This window comes from Bombella saccharophila, assembly GCF_026385475.1.
Lineage (GTDB): Bacteria > Pseudomonadota > Alphaproteobacteria > Acetobacterales > Acetobacteraceae > Bombella > Bombella saccharophila.
In genome coordinates, this window is sequence record NZ_JANIDW010000001.1 from 812,081 (window position 1) to 838,336 (window position 26,256).

Sequence of the window (26,256 nt, forward strand, 5' to 3'; positions counted from 1 at the left end):
CTCCCCTCCTCCCTTCGTACATGCGGTCTTTCTCATGAAATTTCTTGATCAAGCTAAAATCTATGTCCGCTCCGGTGATGGGGGGGATGGTGTGGTTGCTTTCCGGCGCGAAAAATATATCGAGTTTGGCGGCCCTGATGGCGGTGATGGTGGCCGGGGTGGGCATATTTACGTCCGGGCTGTGCCAAGCCTTAATACATTAATTGACTTCCGCTACACTCAACATTTCCGCGCCCGTAAGGGAGGGAATGGCGCTGGCTCCAACAGAACGGGGGCCGGAGCGGATGATGTCATCATTGATGTGCCCATCGGTACGCAAATCTTTGATGAAGACCGTGAGACCCTTCTTGCTGACCTTGATGAAGATAATAAAACCGTTCTGCTCTGTCAGGGGGGTGATGGCGGACTTGGTAATGCTCATTATAAAAGCAGCACCAACCGGGCCCCGCGCCGTGCGGATAAAGGCTTCCCCGGGGAGGAACGCTGGGTTTGGCTCCGGCTGAAACTCATTGCCGATGTCGGGCTTGTGGGCCTGCCCAATGCAGGTAAGTCCACTCTCCTCTCTGTTGCCTCGCGTGCCCGGCCAAAGATTGCTGATTATCCCTTCACAACCCTGCATCCTCAACTTGGCGTTGTGCGTCTTAACGCTATGGAAGAGTTCGTCATTGCCGATATTCCCGGCCTCATTGAGGGCGCAAGCGAAGGTACAGGGCTGGGTGATCGCTTTCTCGGCCATGTGGAACGCTGCGCGCTACTCATCCACCTCATTGATGGGACAGATGAACATTTCGTCCAAAATTGGCGGATGATTCGTAAAGAGCTCAAAGCCTATGATGAAGGCCTTGCTACTAAACCAGAGGTTTTAGTCCTTAATAAATGCGATGCACTTCTGCCAGAAGATATTGCAGAACGTAAAGCCGCTTTGGAAGCTGCCTCTGGCGCGGAGGTCCATCTCCTCTCCGGGGTCAGCAGGGATGGGCTGCCAGAATTGCTCCGCTATGTACAAGACCGCGTAACAGCCTCTCGTAACGCTTAAACCTTTAAAGGGAGGGATGCCTTCATCCCAACGCCCTCCCCTTTATCGCTACGCCCATATAACCGAAAGGCTACGCACGCCTTGTGCGCCGCGGATTAAGACCCCTTCAATATCCGCTGTGGCAGAAGGACCGGACATTAACACGCCATACCCTGCTGTACGGAACTCCGAACGTTCCCGGTAGGCATTATGCATGTTCCCGACCAACTCATCTTTGGCGAGCAGAACAACCAAATGCTGTGCAAGATGGACATCTGCGAGATGGTCCTTCAACTCCACTTCGCTAAGGAAGATACCGCCCATCTCCGCCACGCCAAAGGCTGCACGCACCACCATAACATCCACTGTATCTGCCTCTTGGTGCGTGGTGAGGTCCTCTATTCGTAACGTGCCTTTTACTTCAGGCACAGCGGTGCAGAGATTACGCCGTTTAGGGAAAGCACGCGCAATCGCTGCCTCCACCGTCTCACCATCTTGGCGATGAATCATCTGCCCGCCCATCAAAGCAAGATTGGATTCAAAACGCTCCGGGCTAGCATCTTGGTCACCCAGCATCACAATGGGAGGCAAAGGGTAAGCCTCCTCCGCAGGGGACTTCACCGCCCGTAAACGACTAAGAATGACATCACGCGCGCTCATAGCCTTATCACTCATGATGATGTCCCCTCCTGCGCGGTAGTCTCTTTCTTTAAACGGTTCTTTTTGTACCAACTATGGAATGTCTCCTTCACCGGGTGAGGGAGCTCGCGATGTTTTCCCCATGGGTTCAAATAATTATACAGCACAAAACGCGGCATAGTTTTTAAAGCCACCTCTGTGCCGCTAATGGAGAGGCGATATAATTTCGGCTGGGATAATAACCGCCCGGCCATCTTCATAATTTCCTTTTTCACAAAAGGAATCTCATGCCGCTCGGCTAAAATACGCCGCCATTTATAAAGCTGGTCGTGAATATCAATCTTCACCGGGCATACATTCGTGCAGCTTCCATTCATCGTGGAGGCAAAGGGAAGTGTGCTAAACTTCTTCGCATTAAACGTAGGGTCGATAATCGCCCCGATAGGGCCAGAATAAACCGCACCATAAGACTGCCCACCAGAGCGCCGGTAAACGGGACAGGTGTTCATACACGCCCCACAGCGAATACATTTGAGCGAGGACCAAAAATCCTCCATCCCCAACCGTTCTGAACGGCCATTATCCACAAGGATGACATGCATCTCCCCGCCCTTCTTCGGCTTACGGAAATGCGTTGTATATTGCGTAATGGGTGAGCCAAGCGCGCTGCGGGATAATAAGCGTATAAACACGCCTAAATCCTCCATCCGCGGCACAAGCCGCTCAATCCCTAATGTCGCGATGTGCAGATTCGGCAAATTCGCACTTAAATCCGCATTGCCTTCATTAGTACACACCACAAAACTCCCTGTCTCTGCGACAAGGAAGTTCCCCCCCGTCATGCCTGTATCGCCACTCAGCAAAACGGGGCGCGCTGCATTGCGTTGTGCCTCTGCCAAAGCGTGAGGGTCATCAATCGCAGGGTCTGTGTGGTAATGTTTAGCAAAAACCTTCGCAACATCTTTGGTAAGCTTCTGTACCGCGGGGACCACCACATGGCTAGGCAACTGATTATCCAACTGTTGGATGCGCTCGCCGAGGTCTGTCTCCGTAACGGTAATGCCTTTAGGCTCCAAATATTCGCGCATTTCACATTCATCGGTAATCATCGACTTACTTTTGATGATGGATGAATGACCATGCGCCTTGAGGATGCCCTCTACGATGCGGTTATGCTCTGCCCCATCGCGTGCCCAATGGACGTGAATCCCATTCTTTTTTGCATTCTGCTCAAATTGCTCCAAATAATGCGGCAAATGGGCGAGTGTATGCTCTTTAAGCCGGGATGCTTGTTGGCGCAGCTCCTGCCATTCTGGCAGCTCGTGCATTTGTTCATCCCGTTTCTGCCGCATCCCCCAGAGACGTTCATCGTGAAAAATGCGATGCAGATCATCCTTTAAAAACTCAGCCGCCAATGAGGCATGCGGGACTGGCTTCTCCCTCATGAGCGCGCTCCATTAAGAATATCAGCAATATGAATAAAGCGGATTGGCACGCCATTGCGCTCCGCACAGCCTTGTTGGTGCATCATGCAAGATGTATCGGCAGAGACGATATATTCCGCCCCCGCATTATGGTGATCGTTCACTTTATCCAACCCCATCCGTGCTGAGACGGCTTCCTCCGTTACGGAATATGTGCCGCCAAAACCACAACATTCATCAGGGCGTTTCGGTGTTGCGAAGGAAATACCCTTCACCGCAGAAAGTAACGTCTTAGGTTTGGAGAAGAACGGCTCGCCCAACTCGGACATGCTAGCCGTACGCAAAGCACGTAATGTTGCACAACTATTATGCAGCCCCACTTTGTGAGGAAACTCTGCCCAAGGGAACTCCCGCACCCGCAGCACATCATGAATGAACTCTACAAGCTCATACGTATTTTGCCGCACATGACGGACCTCATCAGTCTGCTCAATCGCATCAAAATTCTCACGAATATGATGAACACAGCTCCCAGATGGAGCCACAATCATATCATATTTAGCGAAATTGCGGACAAAGAGCGCTTCTGTCTCTTTCGCATCACGATTGCATCCAGAGTTCGCCATAGGCTGACCACAACAGGTTTGGTCCATAGGATACTCAACATCCTGCCCCAATTTCTCTAGCAACTCCAACGTTGCGATGCCTGTTTTGGGAAAGAATACATCTATATAACAAGGAATAAATAAGCCAATTTTCATAATAATTTACCCTACGATAGGTAGAATAAATCATCAATAAAACAAAATGTTATCAATCCTAATCCTTTACAGGACAATCAACTAATAATCACTCTCATCTATACTGACCCTCTTATGAAAAAAGGGGACGTTCATCACGCCCCCCTCTCCTCACGACCTAATAAAAGGCTACCTCTTACTTAGCAAGAGCCGGTAGCGGGTCCATCAGGCCAGGGTTATCGGCATAATCAACAGGCACAGCAATCACAACTGGGCCTTGTGTCTCCATCCCCTCACGCAGAGCAGCTTTGAAGCTCTCTACGCTATTGACGTTAATCCCCTTCGCCCCAAAGGAGCGGGCAAAGGCTGCAAAGTCAATCGGACCGAATGCTACTGCGGCATCACGGCCATATTTCTTCTCTTCCTGAATACGGACCATGTTGAAGTGCTGATCCACCCAGATGATATGGATGAGGTTGCTCTTCAGACGAACAGCCGTCTCCAGGTCCATAGAGGACATCATGAAGCTACCATCGCCAGAGACGGAAATAACCTTCTGCGCTGGGTTAAGGATGCTGGCAGACATACCCCATGGCAGAGCAACGCCCATCGTCTGCTGGCCGTTACTGATGAGCATCTGCCGTGCACGGAAGACGTCCAAGAAACGCGCATGCCAAATATGGAAGGACCCCATATCCAAACAGATTGTCATATCCTGCGCGACGATGTCTTCCATCACCTTGATGACCTCAAGCGGATGGAGCATCCCCTGCTGGGTGCTTTTTGCCTTCTCGAAAGCGAGCTTTTGAGACGCACGATACAGCTCTAAAATCTTATCCAAAGCAGCACCGTTGGAAAGGCCAGAAACCTCCCGCGTCAGATGCTTCAATGTATGAACAATGGAGCCAATCAACTCAATTTCTGGATTAAAGGCATTGTCCAGCTGAGCCGGAACGACATCAATATTCACAATCGGGCGATCAGGCTTCGTGTTCCAAAGGCCGGGATCATACTCAATGGGGTTATACCCAATGGCAATGACAAGGTCCGCCTCTTGCAGCAGGTAATCACCATACTGGTTGTGGAACAACCCAATCCGACCACAGAAGCGCGACTGCAAGTCTTTAGAGAGAGTACCAGCAGCCTGGTAGGTCTCCGTTACCGGTAAGTTGGTTGCCTTAATAAAAGCACGGATTGCCTCGGCATTTTCAGGCTTGCTGGCCTTCATCCCCAATAGGACGACCGGCTTTTTAGCCTTCTTAATCGCCGCAGCGGCATCCTTAATCTCATCCTCTGGGGCTGGGCCAGCTTTAGCAAAGCTGCGTTTACCCATTAGCGGATAATCTTTGGTGATTTCTGCATTCAACACATCCATCGGGATGCTTACAAAGGCACCGCCCTGCCGGGGGCTCTCTGCTGCACGAAAAGCATTGCCGATCACCTCGGAGGCCGCAGCAGGATCACCAATCTCTGCGCTATATTTCGTCACCGGGCGCAACATGCTGACTGTATCCATGCTCTGATGGGTCAATTTCAGCAAATCAGCACGCCCAACAGCCCCGCCAATGGTGAGGACAGCATCACCCTCGGAGGTTGCTGTTGCCAAACCGGTTGTCAGGTTGGACACACCGGGGCCGGATGTGGCAATCGCCACACCAGCTTTACCCGTGATACGGCCAATCCCCCCCGCCATAAAGACGGCATTTTGCTCATGCCGCGCTACAATGGTGCGGATGGGAGAATCTTCCAATGCCTCAAAGAGACGGTCAATCTTTGCACCGGGAATCCCGACAATATGGTCAACGCCATGGGCTTCTAAATTACGGACGATAAGATCCGCTGTTGTTTTGCCCGCGTTAGGAGCTTTCTTCTGCGTCATGAGCTACGTTCCTAATCCCATATAACCCCGCCATTATCTAGGCGGTGTTATTGTAAACATATCAAACCAAGTAAAAATCAACCGCCCTCAGCCGTGCGAATAGCCTCATGCAAGCCTGCTGGCAGGAGGTCGGCCTTAGCGAATTCTTCTGTCTTTGGCAGGGAGATTTCCAAGTCGGACATACGGGCGACTTCCAGCTTGCCAGACTTCACACGGTAATCCGTCACATGCCCACCATGCTTGCGATCATCACTCAAAACATGGAGGTGATAACCTGCAACATTAATCCCTTGCATATAAGGCGGGGTACGGAAGCCAAGCATCACACCGCTAATCTCCCCCATTTTGAAGGTCGGCTGCTTGGCCACAACCTCCAACATGCCCGGGTAAGGCTTATGCTGGCAAAAGACTGTGCGTGTATCGACTTTCTCAAACTCACCGGTAAACCGCACAGCCCCAAAGAGGTTAGGGTTATCGATAAGCTCATTTACAAGAGCCTCAAACTCTTCTTTGCTCATGGGCTTATCAATTGTGACGGTCTTTTCAGGCTCAAAATAGGTCACACAAGCGAAAGGGGTCTTCATATCCGCTGTCGTGCCAGAAGCAATCCCCTCGGAGCGGAACTGCCGTACCTCCCCTTCGGTGACGATCATCTCACCATCTAGAGCATCAAACGTACCCAGACCGAAATCACCATGCTGAACCAGCTCACCCAGCGTCATTTCGCCGTCATAAACAGCGTCCAACAACGCGGCCATGGTAGATGTCTGGAAAAGACGGTTCGGCTTTACACCTGAAGGTCGAGTCATATTGCCCCCTGTGTTGTTACTGTCTTCCTCCCTAAAACAGCTTAGGGAAGGCCACAAATATATAGTTACCATTACCACCATATATCTTATATATGGCTCCTATGGAGATTCGTCATTTTCGCTATTTTGTGACCATTGCTGAGACAGGCAACATCACCCATGCTGCTGAAAAGCTGGGGATGGAACAACCACCCCTCAGCCAGCAAATCCGCCGTTTAGAACATACACTCGGCGTTGCCCTCTTTCGCCGCCAAGCACGCGGTGTCAGCCTAACAGAAGCCGGACGCGCACTCCTGCCCCATGCGCGTTTGATTCTCGACTTACGCCGTCAATTCATTGAGGATGCACACGGCCTTGCCAGAGGGGAGAAGGGCCATCTACGCATTGGCTTAGCAGGGGCTGTCCCCCTCCTCCCCAGCATTCCTTTTGCCATCCGCCAATTCAGCACCATTGCGCCGGGCGTTACCCTCTCCCTAGAGGAAAGTAACACTCCCGCCTTGTGCGAGGCCTTACTCTCCTACCGCACGGACATCACAATTTTGCGCCCGCCTGTGCCGGATCAAGCGAATGTCCATGTCATTCCTTTATTAGATGAACCGACCCTCATCGCCTTACCGAAAGGGCATCCTTTTACCAATGTAGCAGAGATTCACCTCAGCCGCTTAGCCACCGAGCCACTCATCATCTTCCCGCGGGAATTAGGGCCGGGATTCTTTGACGCTATATTAGCGGCTTATCGCGATGCAGGGGTTACGCCTGCCCTTGGCCAACAAGCCCCACAAATTGCAGGAACCATCCCCCTTGTGGCCGCGGGCTTGGGGGTGTCCATCGTCCCCCAATCACTCCACCAACTTCATACAGGTGGGGTAACATTCCATAAAATCGCACGGCCTGCCCCCCATGCAGCCCTCGCGATTGGGGTGCGCAGAGGCGAACAGCCACCCCTCATCAACCATTTCATCAGCGTATTACAACAGGCCTGCAAAACACATACCGAATTGCCTGACCTGCCATAACCACCTTACATGCCTAAAGCGCGCCGATAAATATCCAACAATGTTTCTTGCTCTTCAATCTCAGCAGGCTCTTGCTTACGCAATTTGATAATCTGTTTGACCACTTTGACATCAAACCCTGCGGATTTTGCCTCAGTGAAAATATCACGAATATCCGCCCCTAATGCTTTACGTTCCTCCTCCAAACGCTCCACACGCTCGATGATAGAACGCAAGCGATCTGCCGCAATACCGCCTGTTACCGTACCTTCATCACCCTGACCCATATCCATAAATCTCTCTCCTACCAATGTCTCTATATGCCAAAATATTTAAGGCGGCTTATCGCCCCCTTATGAAGGGGTCAATACCACTGCTAGAACAAAAGGCTCTATCCCTTTTGCTGCTACCTATGCAAAAACGCCACTAACCTACCAAAAAATATAGCAAATCACAAAAACACAAACGTAAATAACGCGTAACGTCCTATTGCATAAATCCACAAACTCCACCACAGCCCATAAAAATCACGCTCCACAGCCTATACACGCCCCCCATGCTTGTTACCGCTTGAATGAAAGCTGCTAGACGCTTTACAAAGAGCAGATAGAAACAAGAGACAAACCCTCTGCCTCAATTAGTGTTTCCCAACAGGAAAGGTAACGCCCTATCATGGCTCACTCTCAACAGACCGCACCGTTTGATTATGTCATTTTCGGCGCCACGGGCGATCTGACGATGCGCAAGCTCCTCCCCGCCCTGTATAATCAGCTCCGTATTGGGCATGTTCCTGAGGACGCACGCATCATCGGCACAGCCCGCTCAGAGCTATCAACTGAGGAATATCGCACACGCGCGCAGGAAGCTTTAGAGCATTTTCTCCCCGCTCCCCATAAAGATGCAGCCCTCATTGAGCGTTTTCTCAAAAAAATCCATTACGTTACATTAGATGGCACGAAGGAAGATCCTGCCTCTTGGGATGACCTTCACACCGTCTTAAAACAATCCCCAGCAGACCGCATCCGCGTCTTTTATTTCTCTACTGCTCCACAGCTTTTTGAGGCAATTAGCGAAAATCTGCACCGCTTCAGCTTCATCACGCCACAATCCCGCGTTGTGCTGGAGAAACCCATTGGGACCGATAGTGCCTCTGCCCGCGCTATTAATGAAGGTGTAAGCCGCTTTTTTAAAGAAGAACAAATCTTCCGCATCGACCATTATCTCGGCAAAGAGACTGTACAAGACATCATCGCCCTACGCTTTGCCAACCCTGTTTTTAACGCAGTATGGTCAGCTGAGCATATCCAAAGCATCCAAATCACTGCCGCAGAGACGGTGGGTGTCGAGGGCCGCGCTGCTTATTATGATACATCCGGTGCCCTGCGCGATATGATTCAAAACCATCTATTGCAAGTGCTTAGCCTATGCGCGATGGAAGCCCCGGCAGACCTTGGTGCGGATTCCGTGCGCGATGCTAAAGTGAAGGTCCTCAAAGCCCTACGCCCTATCCCTCCCGAAAAAGTAGCCAGCGAGACACTTCGCGCCCAATATATCACTGGGACAATGGATGATGTAAAAGTCCCCGGCTATTTGGAAGAGCTTGGCGATAACAGCAATACAGAGACCTACGCCGTTATGCGCGCTTATGTCGATACACCACGTTGGAAGGATGTCCCTTTCTATATCCGCACCGCCAAACGCTCTCATAAAAAAGTGAGCGAAGTAGTGGTAACCTTCAAAAAAACAGCGTCCTCCCTATTCGGTAAAGATGGGGAGCATAACCGCCTTGTCATCCGCCTTCAGCCTAATGAAGGTTTTGGCCTTGCCCTGAACATCAAAAACCCCTCCGCTGCGGACTTCTCCCTCCAACATGGTGCTATGGATGGACGCTTCGCCCCGGCTGATGGCTCTCTCATCCCCGATTCTTACGAGCGTCTCATGCTAGATGCTGTGCGCGGCTATCCCGCTCTCTTTATCCGCCGCGATGAGGTAGAAGCCGCATGGGCATGGGTAGAGCCCACATTGCAGACATGGGCGGCTAATAAAGTGCCGATGACACATTATCCCGCAGGTTCTTACGGGCCAAAAGAAGCACGGGCCTTTATCGCCACCACAGGCGATGCATGGCACGAAGATATGAAAAACTAACGCCCCCTCGACCACTTCCCACAGACGACAGCAACACACCGTCCTGCTCCTAGCAGGGCGGTTTTGCTATCCATCCCCTGCTATAATAAGCGAATTAACATCGTGACAGACAACACGCCCCCACGGCTTGGCCGCCGCCGCCCAAGGCCGCCGCGCTCTCTCAAACAGCATATCATCCGCCGGCTCATTGTTATCGTCCCAGCCTTTTTCTTAATGTTCATTTTTGTGAGAACAGGGGCACTAGATAGCCTCTATGACCGTTTCACCTTTAATAAGTTAAGCTGGTTCGATAATACGGCTTTGGTAGAGCATTTACGGACGGTCATTACCCATAAGGGCCTTACCACCATGCCACGCCGCTGCCTTGTTATGGTCGTCAACGGGGATGCGAGTACACCCGTACCCTCTATTGATGTCTTGGGACGGCATGGGAATGGCTGCCCCGGCACAACACCATCGGCTGAGCTGTTATTTCACCTTCGTGTTGATCGTGCTGGCCAAAGCATCATGACCGATGCAGGCTCCCCCGGATTATATCGCCCCCTCATCCCTTAACCCTTCCGTTAACTTGACCTCCCCCCATGAGGGAGGCATAAGCAGCCCAGCCAGATGGTCGGGCGATCGCTGTAGCTCTTTAAAGAGCTAGGGAGGAAAGTCCGGGCTCCACAGGAAGACGGTGCCGGCTAACGGCCGGCGGGGGTGACCCTAGGGACAGTGCCACAGAAACAAAACCGTCCGCCTATCCCCCTTTTTACGAGGAGGATGCGGATAAGGGTGAAACGGTGCGGTAAGAGCGCACCGCGCGGCTGGCAACAGCAGCGGACATGGTAAACCCCACCGGGAGCAAGACCGAATAGGAATGACAAGCCACATATGGCTGGGGGTGCCTGCCCCGTCATTCGGGTTGGTTGCGTGAGGTGTATTGCAAAATACATCCCAGAGGAATGATCGCCCCATCCCCGTAAGGGGATAGGACAGAACCCGGCTTACAGACCATCTGGCCCTTAATCATCCTCCCTAACATTATTTTCATCACACAAAGCCATCATCTGTGATGAGCGCGCCCTCATCATGGCGTATAGCGGCCTCTCTTGGCGCGCCATTTACCAGCATTTCTCACGCTTAATACAGCACATACCTCCTATAGATTCTCTTTATAATCTATTTGCATTTTATTAATTTTAGAGCTGCTCATTCCCCCTCCTCGCAGATTATTTACCTTAAAAAACGCACTCAAACGCCATTTTTGCGCAATAAAACTTTGACGTCCCATGAAATCCCATGATAACCCATAATTTCCCAAAGAGGGGAATTTTGTATCCATCGTCCATCATTCAGGCAAAGGGGAGGGGCATTTCAAAACAATGACGATGTTTCTCGGTACCCATGCCAGCCGGGTGGATGCAAAAGGGCGCATCTCCATCCCTTCTCCCTTTCGGACAGTCCTACGCGATAATGCCCGGCCGGGTGATGCGATGATGATTATCCGCCCCTCGCACCTCCATGATTGTTTGGAAGGCTGGACATCCTCCGCCTTCTTCTCCTTCTCCAACGCGTTGGATGAGTATGATCCTTTCTCTGAGGATCATGACGACCTCGCCACAAGCCTGTATGCTGATGCTTATCCGCTCGATTGCGATAAAGAGGGGCGCGTCAACCTCCCCAAGGCGTTAAAGGAACATGCCAACCTAGAGGGGGAAGTCACCTTCATGGGGCTAGGGCGTGTCTTTCAGATATGGAACCCCGCTCTTGCTGAAGAGCGTAGGAAGCAGGCCCGCAGCCGTGCGCGTGAGCTGGGTCGCCACAAAGCTACCTCCACACGGGAGGGGTCCACATCATGAACCACGCTCTTTATCGCATAGCTGAGGACATGCAGCAGGAAGGGCACTTCCCCGTTATGCTGCCAGAAGTGCTAGAGACATTAGCCCCCAAACCGGGCGGGACTTATCTGGATGGCACCTTTGGTGGTGGCGGCTATAGCCGTGCCCTCCTCCGCGCCGCGGCCTGCACAGTCCATGCGATTGATCGCGACCCTGATGCAATTAAACGCGGCCAGCCTCTCATTGCTGCCTCAGAGGGCCGGTTGCACCTCCATCAAGGCACCTTTAGCGCGATGGAAGAGCTTGTCGGCGCATATGGACCTTTTGATGGCATCGTCTTGGACCTCGGCGTCTCATCCTTCCAACTCGACCAAGAAGAACGCGGCTTTTCCTTCCGTCATGATGGGCCTTTAGATATGCGGATGAGCGCAACCGGCCCTAGTGCGGCCGATATCGTCAATGGGGAGAGCGAAGCTGCTCTGGCAGATATTCTGTACCATTATGGGGAGGAACGCCGCTCCCGCCGGGTTGCCCGCGCTATTGTGGATGCTCGCCAGAGCGGCCCCCTCCAGACGACGGGGCAACTTGCCGAAATCATCCGCAAGGCTGTGCCGAAAGAACGGCCCAATTTCGACCCTGCGACGCGGAGCTTCCAAGCCATCCGCATCGCTGTGAATGACGAACTAGGCGAGCTAGAGCGCACCTTAAAAACGGCCCCTAACTTGCTCGCCCCGGGCGGTATTTTCTGTATTGTGACCTTCCATTCCCTAGAGGATAGAATGGTCAAGCGCGCCCTTGCCCAGCTAACGGGCCGTGTTGCGGGGCCTTCGCGCCATACCCCTCTCTCCTTACAGCAGGCAGAAGCCCCCGCTTTTGCGCTGCTCCATACACGCCCTCGCTCTCCCTCCGAGACAGAGCTTACCCTTAACCCTCGTTCCCGCAGCGCACGTTTGCGCGCTCTGCGGCGTATTTCCGCCCATGGAGCTTCCGCATGATCCGTTTTGCTACTCTTCTCTGCGCCGCTATGGCCGCTGGGTCTGGCCTCTTTCTTTACACAAAGAAGCATGAGACCCTTGTGCTGAATCAAGATATCCGCAAAACGGTGGAGGAAACCCGTCGCGTCCAACAAGAGACGGCAATACTCCGCACACAATGGGCGTTGCTTAACCAGCCAGACCGCCTCTCTGCGCTATCGCAACGCGTGCTGCCTCAGCTAAAGCAGGTCGAGCCTACACAATTTGTGCAACTCACCAATTTGCGCGAACGTCTCCCCGCAATTAGCCATCATATGATCGCTATGACACCCGTACGAGAACAAGCCCAACATACCCTAACAGCTCTCACCACGGCCTCTGCCCCTGCCGCAACACCGCATAATGCTGCACATAACCGTAACATCAGCACAACCACTGGGGCGGAGAAACAAACCGTCACAAATCATACTCTAGAGCAAGACCTCGCCTTGCTGAGTGAAACTGATGCCCCCAAACCAATACATCATCATCGTCATGATGCTGACCTAGCCCTCCACAAATCCCATATTGTGCCGGCCCATCCACATACAACATCTACAGACGATGTTGCTTGGCATCCAACCGCCTCTTCCCATCAAGGAGACCATCATAACCATGCAAGGGGCATCCATACGGCTGCTCTCTCAAATAGTGATGACGACCAAAGCCCTCTACCACCGCCTATCCCTCTAACAAATTAAAACGCGTACATTATCTTGCTCTCTCCCATAACCTAGTGATCGAACCTCCCTCCCCATGGCCCCCAAACCCTCACGCAAGGCAGATGGTAAGAACTCTGCCCATGCCGCTCATAAGGAAAAGCGGAGGTTTATTCTCCTCCGTGGGGTGGAGGCTTATCGCCGCTGGCGCAATGACCGTAAGCAGAACCCTTTTAGCTGGTTAGAAACAAGCCATAATCGGCTCATTTATTTAGGGATGGGATTTCTCTTTCTTTATGGTGGGGTCGCGTTAAAGGCCCTCTTTGCCACAATCCTCACCCCTATGGCCCCGCTTCCTAATCAAGTCGGGGCGATTATTCCTGACATTCCCCACCCAGACCCTAAAGCCCTCGCTGGCAGTGGGTTCGTACTGCCTAATATTCAACGCGCTACCATTACAGACCGTAACGGCCAGCCTTTGGCTCTCTCTCTGCCAGTTGTGCAAGTTTACGCCAACCCGATGGAAATTATTGAGCCTGAAGATGTTGCCAAACAACTCCATTCCATATTGCCTAACCTAAATATCCCTGAGACCATTCGCCGCTTAAAGCAGAAAAAACAGTTCGTTTATCTCGCTCGCAATATTGCCCCTGTTGATGAATTGGCAATTAATAATCTAGGCATCCCCGGCATTTATTTTGAGAATGGTGAACAACGCCATTACCCGCTTGGCACGCTTGCCGCACAAATATTAGGGGCTGTGGATATTGATAATCACGGCATTGCAGGGGTGGAGAAATATTTTAATCAACGCCTCCTCAGCGACCGCACACCCCTGCGCCTCTCCCTTGATGCCCGCGTGCAAGCGGCAATGCGCGATGAACTTAATGAAGCCAAAACACGCTTCCGCGCTATTGGGGCCTCGGCCATCCTCATGGATGTCCATACGGGGGAAATCATCGCTATGATTAGCTTGCCTGATTATGATGCGAATGACTTCGCCCATGCCTCAGATGATGCACGCTTTAACCGTGCGGTAACAGGTATGTATGAGCCGGGATCGACCTTTAAGCTACAAACAGCAGCTATGGCGTTACAGCTTGGGGTAGCGCATCCGTGGGACCAATTCTCTACCATTCCTATCAAGGTGGGGCGGTTTAAAATCTCCGACTTAAAGACCGACCATTTCGCCCCTTGGCTGGCTCTGCCATCGGTCATGGCGTTTTCCTCCAACCCAGCTTCAGCTCATATTGCCCTAGATGTCGGGCGGGAACACCAACATGATTGGCTTAAAAATATGGGCTTCCTCGACCGCGTCCCAGTCGAACTCCCCGAGGCGGGCCGTCCCATCGTCCCTTCCCTCAAAAATTGGGGGGAAACCACCGTTATGACCGTAGGCTTTGGTCATGGTGTTGCGGAATCCCCTCTCGCTATCGTCCGTGGGACAGCCACAACGGGGAATGGTGGGTACCTCGTCACCCCTACACTCTTAGCCCGCGAGCATCTCAATGATGATGTCGTGATGGCTGAGGAGGAGAAAGGCCCACATCTCATCTCCACCCATAATGCAGACCTATTACGGCGTATTTTACGGCTCGTTGTTACAAAAGGCATCGGTAAAAAGGCCGAAAGCCCCGGTTATCTCGTTGGTGGGAAAACCGGCACGGCAGAGAAAATCGGGGCACATGGCGGGTACCTTAAACACGTCAATATTACCGCCTTTACCGGCATGTTCCCCATGAACGCCCCACGCTATGCGCTCTATGTCATGCTGGATGCCCCCCAAGGTACGGCAGAAACCCATGGCTGGACAACCGCCGGCTGGATTGCCGCACCGACATTCTCCAAAATCGTCACACGCGTTGCCCCTATGCTGGGCCTCTTTCCCGCCCCGCCGGAGAAGGCCCAGCAGCTTGATGACCAACTCGCCCTTGCTTTGACCCCACCCGTCCCGCCGGGAGTGCGTCGTCCCCTTGGCCCTGGTAATGACCCCGGCGCGGCGGCTGTTAATCGCCTCGCTGCTAAACATACCCCTCATCACGCTCATTAGGCCCTGCTCATGAAACTCTCTGCCTTACTCCATCGCTACGCTCTCTCCTCCCCCAGCACGCATGACCCCCTCATCACCGCAATCACGGCTGATAGTCGGCAGGTCAAAGCGGGGAGCCTCTTTGTCGCCCTAAGCGGCCATAAACATGATGGGCGAGACTTCATCCCTGCCGCGATTGCCCAAGGGGCAGCCGCAATCATCCTTGCCCCCAAACAAGGGGAAACCCTCCTACCGGAGCGACATGAAAACGGCCATACAGCCCCCCTCATCCCTGTAGCGGACCCAGCCCATTTCCTCGCCCAAGCGGCCGCTTACCTCGCAGGGCCACAACCAGCACATATCACCGCCATTACGGGGACAAATGGCAAAAGCAGCACGGCTGACTTCCTCCGCCAGCTTTATCAACTCCGCCATTATAAAGCTGCCAGCCTCGGCACGTTAGGCCTCATCAGCGATGTAGAGATGCCCCCTCTGCCAGCCTTAACCACACCTGATGCTGTTAGCTTAGCAACAACACTCGCGCGCCTAAAAACCTATGGTGTTGAGCATGTCGCCTTAGAGGCATCATCCCACGGGCTTCATCAAAAACGGCTTGATGGCGTGGCCATTACCGCAGCAGGTTTTTCCAACCTCACGCGTGATCATCTCGATTATCATCACACGATGGAGGACTATCGAGACGCTAAGCTCTCCCTCTTTAGCACCCTATTGCCGGAAGGGGGGCTTGCGGTCATCAATGATGATATAGATGTTGAGAGCCGAGACGCCCTCCAGCATATTGCCGCAAAACGCGCTCTAAAACTCCGCACAGTCGGCACAAAGGGTGAGACAATCCGCCTTCTCGATGCGCAACCAACCCCACATGGGCAAGACCTCACCATCCAGCTTTATGGCCGTACATTACCGCCTATTCACTTCCCACTGCCAGGGCGATTCCAAGCGGAAAATGCATTGCTTGCCGCCGCTCTTTGCTGGGAGCATGAGGAGGAAGCAAACGCCATCATCGCCCTGCTCCCCCATTTAAAAGGGGTGCCGGGCCGCTGTGAACCGGTCGCAACCCTCCCTAACGGGGCCTGCGCTTATGTCGATTACGCCCATACGCCTGATGCATTAGAGCATGTTCTCCTCAGCCTCCGCCCCCACGCAACGGGGCGGTTGGTGGTGGTCTTTGGTGCAGGAGGCGACCGCGACAAAGGCAAACGCCCTCTCATGGGACAGATTGCCGCTCATCTCGCTGATGAAGTCATCATTACTGATGATAACCCCCGCAGCGAAGACCCCGCCACTATCCGTGCCGCCATCCGCGCGACAGCTCCCCAAGCGCAAGAGATTGGTAACCGCAAAGACGCTATCCAAACCGCTCTTGAGAGCCTCAGAGAAGGTGATGTGCTGCTCATCGCTGGGAAAGGCCATGAGACTGGCCAGATTATCAACGGGGTAACCCATCCTTTTGATGACCGTACACTCACAGCCGCCCTCGCTGCGGAGTTATCATAATGCCCACCAGCACAGCCCCACTTTGGACAAGCCAAGACCTCCGCAACGCCACACAAGGCCGGCTCACCGGTGATGTGCATGTCCGTGCTGTCTGTATTGATACGCGCAGCCTCCAACCGGGGGACCTTTTTATTGCACTCATTGGCCATAATGCAGATGGGCACCAATATCTCAAGCAGGCTTTAGAGCATGGCGCGGCCTGCGTTATGGCGCATGATGGTGCAGCCATTGCTAAAGCTGGCTTAACCGATGACCCTCGCCTCCTCCTCGTCTCGGACACGATGCAGGCCCTAGAGGCATTAGGGCGTTATCGCCGTGCTCAGTTTAAAGGCAAGGCCATTGCCATCACAGGGAGCGTAGGCAAAACCACAACCAAAAACATGCTCGCCACAGCCTTAGCCGCTTATGGGAAGGTCCATGCCTCGGTGGCTTCCTTTAACAACCATTGGGGCGTCCCCCTTACCTTAGCGCGCTTACCTCAAGACGCTGCCTTTTGCATTAGCGAAGTAGGCATGAACCACCCTGGCGAGATTGCCCCTCTAGTGGCTCAAATCCGCCCCGATATTGGCCTAATTACCACCATCGGGAGCGCGCATCTCGGCCATATGGGCAGCCTTAACGCCATCGCTGCGGAAAAAGCCAGCCTCTTTGCGGCTCTACCAGCGGGTGGAACGGCCCTCTGCCCAGAAGAAGCCGCGCAATTCCCCGCTGTCACCCACGCTATCCCACAAGATGTCTCCCTCTGGCAGGTGGGGACAACGTCTCATGCAACCATTCATGGTGATGAGCTGCACTGCACCGCCACGGGGAGCCAACTTCATCTCTCCACGCCGGCGGGGGAGGCACAGCTTACACTTACAGCCCCGGGGCCTCACCTCGCCCGCAATGCCGCTCTAGCTCTTGGTGCAGTGGCTGCTTTGGGCCTTCCGCCCCAGGCGGGGGCCACGGCTTTACGCCACTTCCAGCCCGAGGCGGGGCGTGGGCAACAACGGCTTTTACCCGGTGAAATCACCTTATTGGATGAAAGCTATAATGCCTCCGGCCCCAGCATACGTGCAGCACTGGAGACGCTAAGCTTAATGCCCGCCCCCCGCCATATTGCCGCCCTGGGGGATATACGCGAGCTTGGCACCTTTGCCGCAGAGGAGCATCGTGCCCTAGCCCAACCGTTAACAGAGCATAACATCCTTACTTTTTGTTGTGGCCCGCATATGAAATCCCTTTACGAGGCCCTTCCCCGATCCCTACAGGGCGGTTATGCTGAGACATCAACCCAACTTGCCCTTCTTCTACGCCCTGCTTTGCAGAAGGGGGACGTTTTGCTTGTAAAGGGCAGCTTGGGAAGCCGTATGCGTGACCTCATTGCGTTATTAGACCAACCCGAATCATCCCACAGCCCAGAGTCCACCTAATGCTGTTTAACCTCCTTGCCGCTCCCTATTCTTCCCATGGTGGCCTGCTCAACCTACTGCATTATATGACCTTTCGGGCCGGATGTGCTTGCTTAACGGCATTAATCATCTCTCTCCTCTTGGGGAAACCTTTTATTGCCCAGCTTAAACGCATTCAGCGGCAAGGTCAGCCCATCCGCGCTTTAGGGCCAGAACGCCATATTTTGGAGAAAGCAGGCACCCCCACAATGGGCGGGGGCCTTATTCTTTTCTCCCTCGCTCTCTCCACCCTATTATGGGCAGATTTACGCGATGGTTTTGTGTGGGCTGTCTTACTCACCACGCTAGGCTTTGGCGCTATTGGCTTTGCAGATGATTACCTCAAACTCGCCAAGGGCAATAGCAAAGGGGTTTCTAAAAAACTCCGCCTCGGTGGGGAGTTCCTCATCTCTTGTCTTGCAGGCATTGCGATGGAGGCCCTCACCCCGCCAGAGTTCCGCAATGCGGTGGCCTTTCCCTTTACAAAAACCTTCATGTTGCATTTGGGCTATGTGTTCCCCCTCTTTGCAATGGTCACCATCACAGGTTTTGGTAATGCGGTAAACCTCACTGATGGGCTTGATGGCCTCGCTACCGTCCCCTCCATCATCGCTGCTTTGGTCTTTGCCTTAATCGCCTATCTGGTTGGTAACCACGTCTTTGCAGATTATCTTCAGCTTCATCACGTCCCTGGCACGGGGGAGCTAAGCATCTTCTGCGCGGCTCTCATTGGGGCGGGTTTGGGCTTCTTATGGTTCAATGCTCCCCCGGCAGAGGTCTTTATGGGCGATACCGGCTCCCTAGCCCTTGGCGGGGCTTTAGGCGCGGTGTCCGTAGCGGTTAAGCACGAGCTAGTCCTCTGCCTCGTAGGGGGGTTATTTGTGGTGGAAACCATCTCCGTCATTCTCCAAGTCTTTTGGTTCCGCCGGACGGGGAAACGTATTTTCCTTATGGCTCCCCTCCACCATCATTTTGAGAAAATGGGCTGGCAAGAGCCAAAGATTGTCGTACGCTTTTGGATTGTCGCTATCATCTTGGGGCTATGTGGCCTCGCTACGTTGAAGATACGCTAATCATGGCCCATCCCACATCACCTCCTCCCTCATCATGGCCTAAAACCCTCCTCTCCGGGCAGCGTTATGCTGTATACGGGCTAGGGCGTAATGGAGCTGCTGTTGTGGAAGCTCTCCTCGCTATGGGGGCGGAGGTTCATGCGTGGGATGACCATAGCCCTACCCTCTCTAAAGCCCTGACCGTCCATCCCAGCCTCACACTGGCCCCACTTGATGACCTCTCCGGCTTTACAGCCCTCATCCTCTCACCCGGCATTGCCCATCATCTACCGCAGCCACACCCTACGGCACGCCTTGCTCAAAAGCAGCACATCCCCATCCTCTCCGATGCGGAGTTGCTCTGGCAGGTCACCCGCAAAGCAGGCTCTAAAGCGCGCTTTGTCTCCATCACGGGGACCAATGGCAAGTCCACCACTACGGCTCTATTAACCCATATCCTCACCGAGGCCGGTATTCCTGCTTATTGTGGCGGCAATTTCGGCACGGCCTCTCTGGCCTTACCGCCCCTTGGCGATGATGGTGTTTATGTTATCGAGATGTCCTCTTACATGCTCGAGCGTCTGGAGCATTATCACGCTTGTGCGGCTGTCCTCCTCAATTTAACACCTGACCATCTCGACCGTCATGGCTCTATGGAGGGCTATCTCACCGCCAAAGCTCATGTATTTGATAACATGACCAAGGGCGACCTCGCCCTTTTGGGAGAGGCTGCCTCATGGAGCAAACCCCTCCAAGCCCGCCTGACCTCCCAGGGGCTAGACGTCCATACTCTTACTATCACCGATGCCCTTTCCCCGGAGGATGCCCCCTTCCTACCCGGCCCGCATAATGCCCAGAATATTGAAGCCTGCCGCCTCATAGCGCGTCATCTTGGCCTCTCTGATGCGAGCATTGCCCGTGGCATACGCAGCTTCCCCGGGTTAGACCATCGCCTACAACATATCACAGAGGCAAAGGGCATCGCTTTTATCAATGATAGCAAAGCCACCAATGCGGAAGCCAGCTTCCACGCCCTGCGGGCTTTTCCTCATCTTTTATGGATTGCTGGCGGTATAGCTAAAGAGGGTGGCATTACAAATCTCGCCCCGGTTTTAGGGCATGTCCACCGCGCCTTCCTCATTGGGCAGGATGCCCCCCTCCTGGCCGAGACGCTTAAAGCCCATAATGTAGCTTTTGAAATCAGCACAACGTTGGAGCAAGCCACCCGCGCCGCTTGGGCCTATGCACAAGCCAGCACCACCCCCTTACCGATTATTCTCTCCCCCGCTTGCGCGAGTTTTGACCAATTCCGTAATTTTGAGGAACGTGGCACAGCCTTTGCCACCCTCGCACACACTCTCTGCCATGCCGATTGCCCTGCTGAGGAGGAAGCCCGCTAATGGCTCTATCCGACCGCACGAACAACTCCCACCATGCCCAATGGTGGCGTAGTCTCGACCATGTAAGCCTTAGCTGCGTTGGTGCGCTCATCGCCCTTGGCTATATCCTCATGCTCGCCGCAAGCCCTGCTGTGGCCCACCGCATTGGGGCCTCCCGCAATATGTTCATCCTCAAACAAGTGGTCTTTTTGGCCTTAGCGGGGGCGGTCGTCATCGTCACATCCCGCCTGACCCCGCGCATGGTGTTACGCATTGCGCTCATTGGCGGGGTCATGGCCTTGGGAGCCACCTTCATGACGCTCATCCATGGGATGGAAATTAAAGGCGCGCGCCGCTGGATTGCCCTACCCTTAATGTCTGTGCAGCCTTCAGAGTTTCTAAAGCCCTGCTTCGCCGTTGTGACGGGGTGGCTGCTTAACCTTCGTTATGAAAAAACCCTCTCTAATGGTTGGCGATTTCCGGGGCGTTTGGTCGCTTGTGGTGTTTATCTGGTCATTGCTGCACTCCTCCAAGCCCAACCAGATATTGGGATGCTATCTGTCATTAGCATGGTGTTCATCACCCAACTCTTTATTGATGGCTTGCCTATTATTGTCTTTGGTATGCTCGTCTCCGCAGCTTTAGGGGCTTTTGGTGTTGCGTATTTGGTGTTTGAACATGTTCACTCCCGCGTGCAACGCTTCCTCCACCCCGATGTGGGGGACCATTACCAAATTGATACCTCTATGCGTGCCTTTGGTAATGGCGGCTTGCTCGGGCGTGGGCCGGGGGAAGGCCGTGTTAAAGACCTCCTACCCGATGCTCATGCTGATTTTGTCTTTTCCGTCGCGGGGGAAGAATATGGCTTTGTCATGTGCCTTTTTATCATCGCGCTCTTTACTATCTTGGTCTTTTCCACGCTCAATCGCTTATTGGAGGAGAAGAACCCTTTCATCATCCTCTCCACAAGCGGGTTGATAACAGGCTTTGGCTTACAAGCTTTTGTCAATATGGGGTCATCGCTACATTTAATCCCCACTAAAGGGATGACCTTACCGTTTATCTCCTATGGGGGAAGTTCCGCTCTCTCTGTTGCTTTAACAATCGGCATGGCCCTAGCCTTAACACGCCACCGCACAAAGCCAAGCCGTTTTACAACACCATCCTCCAACGCTACCACACACTTAACCGCGCCATCCAAAGAGAATCATAACGTATGACAAACGCTCCCATCATCATCGCCGCAGGGGGAACAGGCGGCCATTTTTTCCCCGCTGAAGCTTTGGGGGAAGAGCTCCAACGCCGCGGCTATCCCCTCATCCTCATGACAGACCCACGTCATAATCGCGCCGAGCAGGGTGTTTTTGCACATTATCCCCGTTATACGCTGGCCAGTAGCGGCGTGGCGGGTAAAAAACCGCTTGATAAATTCAAGGCTATTACGCGCTTATTATGGAGCTGCCTAAAAGCACGCAAGCTCATTGCTGTACATCACCCTACAGCAATTATCGGGTTTGGTGGCTACCCTTCCATCCCTCCACTTTTAGGCAGCCGCCTGCTCTGCCGTAACCGCCCTGCCCTCATCATCCATGAAGGCAACGCCATTCTTGGCCAAGCCAATGCTGTTCTCTCACGCTTTGCCAATGCCATTGCCACCTCCTACCCACAGGTCATGCGCCTCCCTATTGGGAAAAAGGTCGTCCAAACAGGTATGCCCGTCCGCCCTGCACTTGAAGCCCTAGCTGATGAGCCTTACAGCCCACCCACCCTCCATACAAATGAGGAGCCCATCCATCTCCTCATCTGGGGTGGCTCTCTTGGTGCGCAGGTTTTTAGTACAGTCGTGCCACAAGCTCTCTGTAACTTACCTCAACATATCCGCATCCGCTTACATGTCACCCAGCAAGCCCATGAAGATATGGTCCCCGTATTGACCAATTTGTACAAACAAGTCGGTATTACAGCGCACGTTACTCCCTTTATTAATGATGTCGCCTCCGAGCTTAAACAAGCTCATCTCGTCATCGGGCGGGCTGGTGGCTCCTCCGTGGCAGAACTCGCCATAGCAGGACGCCCCTCCATTATGGTGCCCCTCCCCATTGCTGCCTCTGATGAGCAAGGCTTCAACGCCCAAGCGATGGAGCGCGCAGGCGGGGGCTGGATGATTCGTCAGCGTGATTTCCAATCTGAAAAACTTTGTGACATGCTCCTCCATCTCTTTGAGCATCCTGATGAGTTGAGCCGTGCTGCCCATGCAGCACGAACCCTCCAACAGCGCCACGCTGCAAAAAAACTGGCCGACCTCGTTGAAGCCACTCTAAAAAGCTGATTATCTGCCCTTCCCCCTCATTAATTGGAGTAACCCTTCATGCGCACATTACCCCTTAACCTGGGCTTGATCCATTTTGTTGGTATTGGGGGCATTGGCATGTCCGGCATTGCAGAAGTACTGCATCTGCTGGGTTATAAGGTGCAGGGGTCTGACATTGCCGAGAATGCGAATGTCCAACGCCTTCGCAAAGCAGGGATCACCGTCCATATCGGCCATGATGCCGCTAATCTGGGTGAAGCACGCGTGGTGGTAACCTCCACAGCGGTTAAACGTGATAACCCAGAGGTTGTCGCCGCACGCGCCCGGCTCATCCCCGTTGTAAGACGGGCCGAGATGCTCGCCGAACTCATGCGCCTGCGCTGGGCCATCGCCATTGGGGGGACGCACGGCAAAACCACCACCACCAGCCTTGTGGCCTGCGTGCTAGAGCAAGCCAAGCTGGACCCGACCGTCATCAATGGCGGAATCATCGAGGCTTACGGCACCAATACCCGCATGGGTGCTGGGGATTGGATGGTCGTAGAAGCTGATGAGAGTGACGGTTCCTTCCTCCGCTTACCGGCTATCATCGCCGTTGTTACCAATATGGACCCCGAACATCTGGACCATTGGGGCTCTGATGAGGCTATGGAGGCAGGCTACCGGCAATTTGTCTCCAACATTCCCTTTTATGGTTTTGCCGTCTTATGTGTGGACCATCCACGCGTCCAACAGATGATCCCTCAACTCTCTGATCATCGCCTCATTACCTACGGCTTCAGCCCGCAAGCGGATGTCCGGGCCGAAATCACCGGGACAGATAGCGAGGGCGTCACCTTCCACGTCACCATCACAGACCGTACCGCTAACACCCAACGGCGTGCAGGGCCGTTCCATCTCCCCATGTTTGGCCATCATAATGTCCTCAATGCTGTAGCTGCCATTGCCGTAGCTTTAGAGATGGACATTCCCGATACGGTCATCGCCGATGCTCTTGGCGGCTTCCGCGGGGTGCAACGCCGCTTTACCCTCACCGGGACATGGAATAACGTAAAAATCATTGATGATTACGGCCATCATCCTGTTGAAATCGCCGCTGTATTAAAAGCCGCGCGACAAGCTGGGGCAAAACACGTTATTGCTGTGATACAACCTCATCGTTATTCCCGCTTGCAAGCCCTCTTTAACGACTTCTGCACCTGTATGAATGATGCTGATACCGTCATCGTTGCTGATGTCTATGCCGCAGGGGAACCCCCCCTTGAGGGCGTTGGGCGTGATCAGTTGGTCGAAGGGCTACGCGAGCGTGGACACCGCCATGTTCTGTCCCTCCCTTCGGAAAAAGACCTCGCTGCCTTAATTGCAGACATTGCCGTACCGGGGGATTATGTCCTCTGCTTAGGCGCAGGCTCCATCACCCATTGGGCAAAAGCCCTCCCTGCTCAGCTCGCTGCGCATAAACCGGAGAGCTTATGACCAGTACAGCAGCCCCTTTCCAGCCGCTCCGTGGCAGGCTGAAAGCCAATGTCCCTCTTGCCCCGCGCAGTTGGTTCCGCACTGGGGGGCAGGCGGACTGGCTCTTTGTCCCACAAGATGAAGAAGACCTCGCCACAGCTCTACAGCAAAGCCCGCCTGATATGCCCCTTACCGTCTTGGGGGCGTGCTCTAACATCATCATTCGCGATGGCGGATTAGCCGGGCTAACGCTGCGCCTCGCCGGTGGTTTTGCCCAGATTGAAGCTGATGGTGATGGGCTCATCGCCGGGGCGGCAGCACTGGATAGCAGCGTGGCAGAAACCGCCGCCCGCGCTGGAATGGCAGGCTTTGCCTTTCTCTCCACCATTCCCGGCTCTATTGGCGGGGCAGTACGGATGAATGCCGGGGCTTATGAGGGGGATATGGCCTCCTTGTTAGATTGGGTTGAGATTCTCACGCGTGAGGGCACATATCAACGCCTCCCCGCAGCGGATTTGCACATGGGCTACCGCCATACAACCCTGCCAGACGGTGCCATCGTCCTCCGCGCTCGTCTCAAAGCCCAAGGGGCGGAAGACCCCGCCCTCATCCAAGAAGCGATGCACGTTATGCGGGCTAAACGCGAGGCCAGCCAGCCTTTACGCGCTCGTACTGGTGGCTCGACCTTCCGTAACCCAGAGGGTCATAAAGCATGGGAGCTGATAGACGCCACTGGCTGCCGTGGGTTGCGTCATGGTGGGGCACAAATAAGTGAAAAACACTGCAATTTTATGCTCAATACAGGCCACGCCACCAGCACCGAGCTAGAGGACCTTGGCGAGATGGTCCGCGCCCGCGTGCTAGCACAAAGCGGTATAGAGCTACAGTGGGAAATCAAACGGCTAGGCCGCCTCTCTCATCCAGCATGATGAAGTTTTGAGTATGACGCAGCACTTATCCTCCTCTCCGACCTCACAGTCTGTAGCCGTTCTTATGGGCGGGACCTCCAGCGAGCGCAGTGTAAGCCTCTCCAGCGGCAAAGCCGTCACGGCGGCTTTAAAAGAAGCCGGACATCACGTCCACGCGCTTGATGTCGGGCCGGACATCACCACGACCATCGCCGCGTTAAAAGCCTGCCGCCCAACAGTTGTCTTTAATGCACTGCATGGCCCCGGTGGGGAGGATGGTGCCATTCAGGGCGTGTTAGAATGGCTAGGCCTGCCCTACACACATTCCGGCATTTTAGCCTCGGCAATAGCGATGAATAAGGCCACCACCCGCATGGCCCTCCAAGCAGCTGGCCTACCCGTGGCAGAGGGCTGCCTCATCACCCCCGCCGCCCTTATTGACCGTGCCCCCCTTCCCGCGCCTTATGTTCTCAAACCAGTCGCCGAAGGCTCCTCTGTTGGGGTGCATATTCTCCATCAAGATGATAAATCAACACGCCGTACGATTGCGGAATCATGGACCTATGGCCCACAGATTTTGGCTGAACACTTCATCCCCGGACGGGAACTTACCGTAGCTGTATTAGGGGATACCCCCCTCGCTGTGACAGAAATTCTCCCCCAAGAAGGCGGGGGATTTTATGACTTCGCTGCAAAATATCAGGCGAATGGCTCCCGCCATATCATTCCCGCCCCCCTGCCCACATCCATCACTGAGCGCGCCCTCGCCCTAGCATGCCAAGCTCATCATGCCCTTGGCTGCAAGGGGGCAAGCCGGACGGATTATCGCTATGATGAGCAAACTCATCAGCTCGTGATTTTGGAGGTCAATACCCAACCGGGGATGACAGCAACCTCCCTCCTGCCAGAGCAAGCCGCCGCGCGTGGGGTCAACTACCCGCAACTTTGTGATTGGTTGATCAAAGACGCGCTGGGCCAAGCAAGCCCCCTTACCCTGACATCTCTACCTTCGACACATACAGCCTAACACCCT

Annotated in this window: 23 protein-coding genes and 1 other RNA gene; 18 read left to right on the top strand and 6 right to left on the bottom strand. The window is 53.9% G+C overall.

Annotated features, from left to right (window positions below; translation table 11 throughout):
• The first annotated feature begins 34 nt into the window (after positions 1-34).
• Positions 35-1,036 carry a GTPase ObgE gene (gene obgE, locus NQF64_RS03650; protein ID WP_266106479.1) on the top strand — a complete coding sequence of 334 codons (1,002 nt, stop codon included), beginning with the start codon at positions 35-37 and terminating at the stop codon, positions 1,034-1,036.
• Positions 1,037-1,084: 48 nt separating this feature from the next.
• On the opposite strand, the gene NQF64_RS03655 is transcribed toward obgE, so the two are convergent.
• The 5 genes from NQF64_RS03655 to budA all read right to left on the bottom strand — a co-directional run bounded on the left by NQF64_RS03655 (position 1,085) and on the right by budA (position 6,506).
• Positions 1,085-1,675: a LutC/YkgG family protein gene (locus NQF64_RS03655; protein WP_266106593.1), complete on the bottom strand. Its 591-nt coding sequence runs from the start codon at positions 1,673-1,675 to the stop codon at positions 1,085-1,087.
• Between the two features lie 11 nt (positions 1,676-1,686).
• Positions 1,687-3,099, bottom strand: a complete 1,413-nt coding sequence (locus tag NQF64_RS03660) for a lactate utilization protein B (RefSeq protein ID WP_155573329.1) — start codon at positions 3,097-3,099, stop codon at positions 1,687-1,689.
• A complete protein-coding gene (locus NQF64_RS03665) occupies positions 3,096-3,839 on the bottom strand; it encodes a (Fe-S)-binding protein (protein WP_266106480.1) in 744 nt (247 codons plus the stop codon). Before NQF64_RS03665 ends, NQF64_RS03660 begins: the two co-directional genes overlap by 4 nt.
• Before the next feature lie 175 nt (positions 3,840-4,014).
• Positions 4,015-5,697, bottom strand: a complete 1,683-nt coding sequence (gene alsS / locus NQF64_RS03670; protein ID WP_266106481.1) for an acetolactate synthase AlsS — start codon at positions 5,695-5,697, stop codon at positions 4,015-4,017.
• A 77-nt stretch (positions 5,698-5,774) separates the two neighbouring features.
• Positions 5,775-6,506: an acetolactate decarboxylase gene (budA, locus tag NQF64_RS03675; RefSeq protein WP_099027182.1), complete on the bottom strand. Its 732-nt coding sequence runs from the start codon at positions 6,504-6,506 to the stop codon at positions 5,775-5,777.
• A gap of 101 nt (positions 6,507-6,607) precedes the next feature.
• On the opposite strand from budA, the gene NQF64_RS03680 reads away from it, so the two are divergent.
• Positions 6,608-7,522 carry a LysR family transcriptional regulator gene (locus NQF64_RS03680; RefSeq protein ID WP_099027183.1) on the top strand — a complete coding sequence of 305 codons (915 nt, stop codon included), beginning with the start codon at positions 6,608-6,610 and terminating at the stop codon, positions 7,520-7,522.
• A gap of 5 nt (positions 7,523-7,527) precedes the next feature.
• Here NQF64_RS03680 and NQF64_RS03685 read toward each other — a convergent pair whose 3' ends face one another.
• Positions 7,528-7,794, bottom strand: coding sequence for a DUF2312 domain-containing protein (locus tag NQF64_RS03685; protein ID WP_099027184.1), 267 nt, complete (start codon positions 7,792-7,794; stop codon positions 7,528-7,530).
• Positions 7,795-8,173: 379 nt separating this feature from the next.
• Here NQF64_RS03685 and zwf point away from each other — a divergent pair, with 379 nt between their 5' ends.
• The 16 genes from zwf to NQF64_RS03765 all read left to right on the top strand — a co-directional run bounded on the left by zwf (position 8,174) and on the right by NQF64_RS03765 (position 26,250).
• On the top strand, positions 8,174-9,649 hold the full coding sequence (zwf, locus tag NQF64_RS03690) for a glucose-6-phosphate dehydrogenase (protein WP_099027185.1): 1,476 nt from the start codon (positions 8,174-8,176) through the stop codon (positions 9,647-9,649).
• 102 nt (positions 9,650-9,751) lie between these two features.
• Positions 9,752-10,204 carry a hypothetical protein gene (locus NQF64_RS03695; protein WP_266106482.1) on the top strand — a complete coding sequence of 151 codons (453 nt, stop codon included), beginning with the start codon at positions 9,752-9,754 and terminating at the stop codon, positions 10,202-10,204.
• A gap of 50 nt (positions 10,205-10,254) precedes the next feature.
• Positions 10,255-10,654, top strand: an RNA gene (gene rnpB / locus NQF64_RS03700) — RNase P RNA component class A.
• A 359-nt stretch (positions 10,655-11,013) separates the two neighbouring features.
• Positions 11,014-11,490: a division/cell wall cluster transcriptional repressor MraZ gene (gene mraZ, locus NQF64_RS03705; protein ID WP_099027187.1), complete on the top strand. Its 477-nt coding sequence runs from the start codon at positions 11,014-11,016 to the stop codon at positions 11,488-11,490.
• A gap of 29 nt (positions 11,491-11,519) precedes the next feature.
• Positions 11,520-12,464, top strand: coding sequence for a 16S rRNA (cytosine(1402)-N(4))-methyltransferase RsmH (gene rsmH / locus NQF64_RS03710; RefSeq protein WP_266106594.1), 945 nt, complete (start codon positions 11,520-11,522; stop codon positions 12,462-12,464).
• On the top strand, positions 12,461-13,183 hold the full coding sequence (ftsL, locus tag NQF64_RS03715) for a cell division protein FtsL (RefSeq protein WP_099027188.1): 723 nt from the start codon (positions 12,461-12,463) through the stop codon (positions 13,181-13,183). The genes rsmH and ftsL overlap by 4 nt, the downstream gene beginning before the upstream one ends.
• A 55-nt stretch (positions 13,184-13,238) precedes the next feature.
• Complete coding sequence (locus tag NQF64_RS03720) at positions 13,239-15,191, top strand: peptidoglycan D,D-transpeptidase FtsI family protein (RefSeq protein WP_407651792.1); 1,953 nt, start codon at positions 13,239-13,241, stop codon at positions 15,189-15,191.
• Positions 15,192-15,200: 9 nt separating this feature from the next.
• Positions 15,201-16,688, top strand: coding sequence for a UDP-N-acetylmuramoyl-L-alanyl-D-glutamate--2,6-diaminopimelate ligase (locus NQF64_RS03725; protein ID WP_266106483.1), 1,488 nt, complete (start codon positions 15,201-15,203; stop codon positions 16,686-16,688).
• On the top strand, positions 16,688-18,100 hold the full coding sequence (locus NQF64_RS03730) for a UDP-N-acetylmuramoyl-tripeptide--D-alanyl-D-alanine ligase (RefSeq protein WP_266106484.1): 1,413 nt from the start codon (positions 16,688-16,690) through the stop codon (positions 18,098-18,100). The genes NQF64_RS03725 and NQF64_RS03730 overlap by 1 nt, the downstream gene beginning before the upstream one ends.
• A complete protein-coding gene (gene mraY / locus NQF64_RS03735; RefSeq protein WP_099027192.1) occupies positions 18,100-19,191 on the top strand; it encodes a phospho-N-acetylmuramoyl-pentapeptide-transferase in 1,092 nt (363 codons plus the stop codon). Before NQF64_RS03730 ends, mraY begins: the two co-directional genes overlap by 1 nt.
• A 2-nt stretch (positions 19,192-19,193) precedes the next feature.
• Positions 19,194-20,570, top strand: a complete 1,377-nt coding sequence (gene murD, locus NQF64_RS03740) for a UDP-N-acetylmuramoyl-L-alanine--D-glutamate ligase (RefSeq protein WP_266106485.1) — start codon at positions 19,194-19,196, stop codon at positions 20,568-20,570.
• Complete coding sequence (locus NQF64_RS03745; protein ID WP_099027194.1) at positions 20,570-21,769, top strand: FtsW/RodA/SpoVE family cell cycle protein; 1,200 nt, start codon at positions 20,570-20,572, stop codon at positions 21,767-21,769. Before murD ends, NQF64_RS03745 begins: the two co-directional genes overlap by 1 nt.
• Positions 21,766-22,878, top strand: a complete 1,113-nt coding sequence (gene murG / locus NQF64_RS03750) for an undecaprenyldiphospho-muramoylpentapeptide beta-N-acetylglucosaminyltransferase (RefSeq protein WP_099027195.1) — start codon at positions 21,766-21,768, stop codon at positions 22,876-22,878. Before NQF64_RS03745 ends, murG begins: the two co-directional genes overlap by 4 nt.
• 39 nt (positions 22,879-22,917) lie before the next feature.
• Positions 22,918-24,336, top strand: a complete 1,419-nt coding sequence (gene murC, locus NQF64_RS03755) for a UDP-N-acetylmuramate--L-alanine ligase (protein WP_266106486.1) — start codon at positions 22,918-22,920, stop codon at positions 24,334-24,336.
• Positions 24,333-25,244 (top strand): UDP-N-acetylmuramate dehydrogenase, encoded by a 912-nt coding sequence (gene murB, locus NQF64_RS03760; RefSeq protein WP_266106487.1) that lies wholly within the window; start codon positions 24,333-24,335, stop codon positions 25,242-25,244. Before murC ends, murB begins: the two co-directional genes overlap by 4 nt.
• 13 nt (positions 25,245-25,257) lie before the next feature.
• On the top strand, positions 25,258-26,250 hold the full coding sequence (locus tag NQF64_RS03765) for a D-alanine--D-alanine ligase (RefSeq protein WP_266106488.1): 993 nt from the start codon (positions 25,258-25,260) through the stop codon (positions 26,248-26,250).
• Positions 26,251-26,256: the final 6 nt, after the last annotated feature.

What these genes read in the sequence shown, in the direction of transcription:
- obgE (WP_266106479.1), top strand. Translation starts at nt 35, where the DNA reads ATGAAATTTCTTGATCAAGCTAAAATCTATGTCCGCTCCGGTGATGGG.
- NQF64_RS03655 (WP_266106593.1), bottom strand. Translation starts at nt 1,675, where the DNA reads ATGAGCGCGCGTGATGTCATTCTTAGTCGTTTACGGGCGGTGAAGTCC.
- NQF64_RS03660 (WP_155573329.1), bottom strand. Translation starts at nt 3,099, where the DNA reads ATGAGGGAGAAGCCAGTCCCGCATGCCTCATTGGCGGCTGAGTTTTTA.
- NQF64_RS03665 (WP_266106480.1), bottom strand. Translation starts at nt 3,839, where the DNA reads ATGAAAATTGGCTTATTTATTCCTTGTTATATAGATGTATTCTTTCCC.
- alsS (WP_266106481.1), bottom strand. Translation starts at nt 5,697, where the DNA reads ATGACGCAGAAGAAAGCTCCTAACGCGGGCAAAACAACAGCGGATCTT.
- budA (WP_099027182.1), bottom strand. Translation starts at nt 6,506, where the DNA reads ATGACTCGACCTTCAGGTGTAAAGCCGAACCGTCTTTTCCAGACATCT.
- NQF64_RS03680 (WP_099027183.1), top strand. Translation starts at nt 6,608, where the DNA reads ATGGAGATTCGTCATTTTCGCTATTTTGTGACCATTGCTGAGACAGGC.
- NQF64_RS03685 (WP_099027184.1), bottom strand. Translation starts at nt 7,794, where the DNA reads ATGGATATGGGTCAGGGTGATGAAGGTACGGTAACAGGCGGTATTGCG.
- zwf (WP_099027185.1), top strand. Translation starts at nt 8,174, where the DNA reads ATGGCTCACTCTCAACAGACCGCACCGTTTGATTATGTCATTTTCGGC.
- mraZ (WP_099027187.1), top strand. Translation starts at nt 11,014, where the DNA reads ATGACGATGTTTCTCGGTACCCATGCCAGCCGGGTGGATGCAAAAGGG.
- rsmH (WP_266106594.1), top strand. Translation starts at nt 11,520, where the DNA reads ATGCAGCAGGAAGGGCACTTCCCCGTTATGCTGCCAGAAGTGCTAGAG.
- ftsL (WP_099027188.1), top strand. Translation starts at nt 12,461, where the DNA reads ATGATCCGTTTTGCTACTCTTCTCTGCGCCGCTATGGCCGCTGGGTCT.
- NQF64_RS03720 (WP_407651792.1), top strand. Translation starts at nt 13,239, where the DNA reads ATGGCCCCCAAACCCTCACGCAAGGCAGATGGTAAGAACTCTGCCCAT.
- NQF64_RS03725 (WP_266106483.1), top strand. Translation starts at nt 15,201, where the DNA reads ATGAAACTCTCTGCCTTACTCCATCGCTACGCTCTCTCCTCCCCCAGC.
- NQF64_RS03730 (WP_266106484.1), top strand. Translation starts at nt 16,688, where the DNA reads ATGCCCACCAGCACAGCCCCACTTTGGACAAGCCAAGACCTCCGCAAC.
- mraY (WP_099027192.1), top strand. Translation starts at nt 18,100, where the DNA reads ATGCTGTTTAACCTCCTTGCCGCTCCCTATTCTTCCCATGGTGGCCTG.
- murD (WP_266106485.1), top strand. Translation starts at nt 19,194, where the DNA reads ATGGCCCATCCCACATCACCTCCTCCCTCATCATGGCCTAAAACCCTC.
- NQF64_RS03745 (WP_099027194.1), top strand. Translation starts at nt 20,570, where the DNA reads ATGGCTCTATCCGACCGCACGAACAACTCCCACCATGCCCAATGGTGG.
- murG (WP_099027195.1), top strand. Translation starts at nt 21,766, where the DNA reads ATGACAAACGCTCCCATCATCATCGCCGCAGGGGGAACAGGCGGCCAT.
- murC (WP_266106486.1), top strand. Translation starts at nt 22,918, where the DNA reads ATGCGCACATTACCCCTTAACCTGGGCTTGATCCATTTTGTTGGTATT.
- murB (WP_266106487.1), top strand. Translation starts at nt 24,333, where the DNA reads ATGACCAGTACAGCAGCCCCTTTCCAGCCGCTCCGTGGCAGGCTGAAA.
- NQF64_RS03765 (WP_266106488.1), top strand. Translation starts at nt 25,258, where the DNA reads ATGACGCAGCACTTATCCTCCTCTCCGACCTCACAGTCTGTAGCCGTT.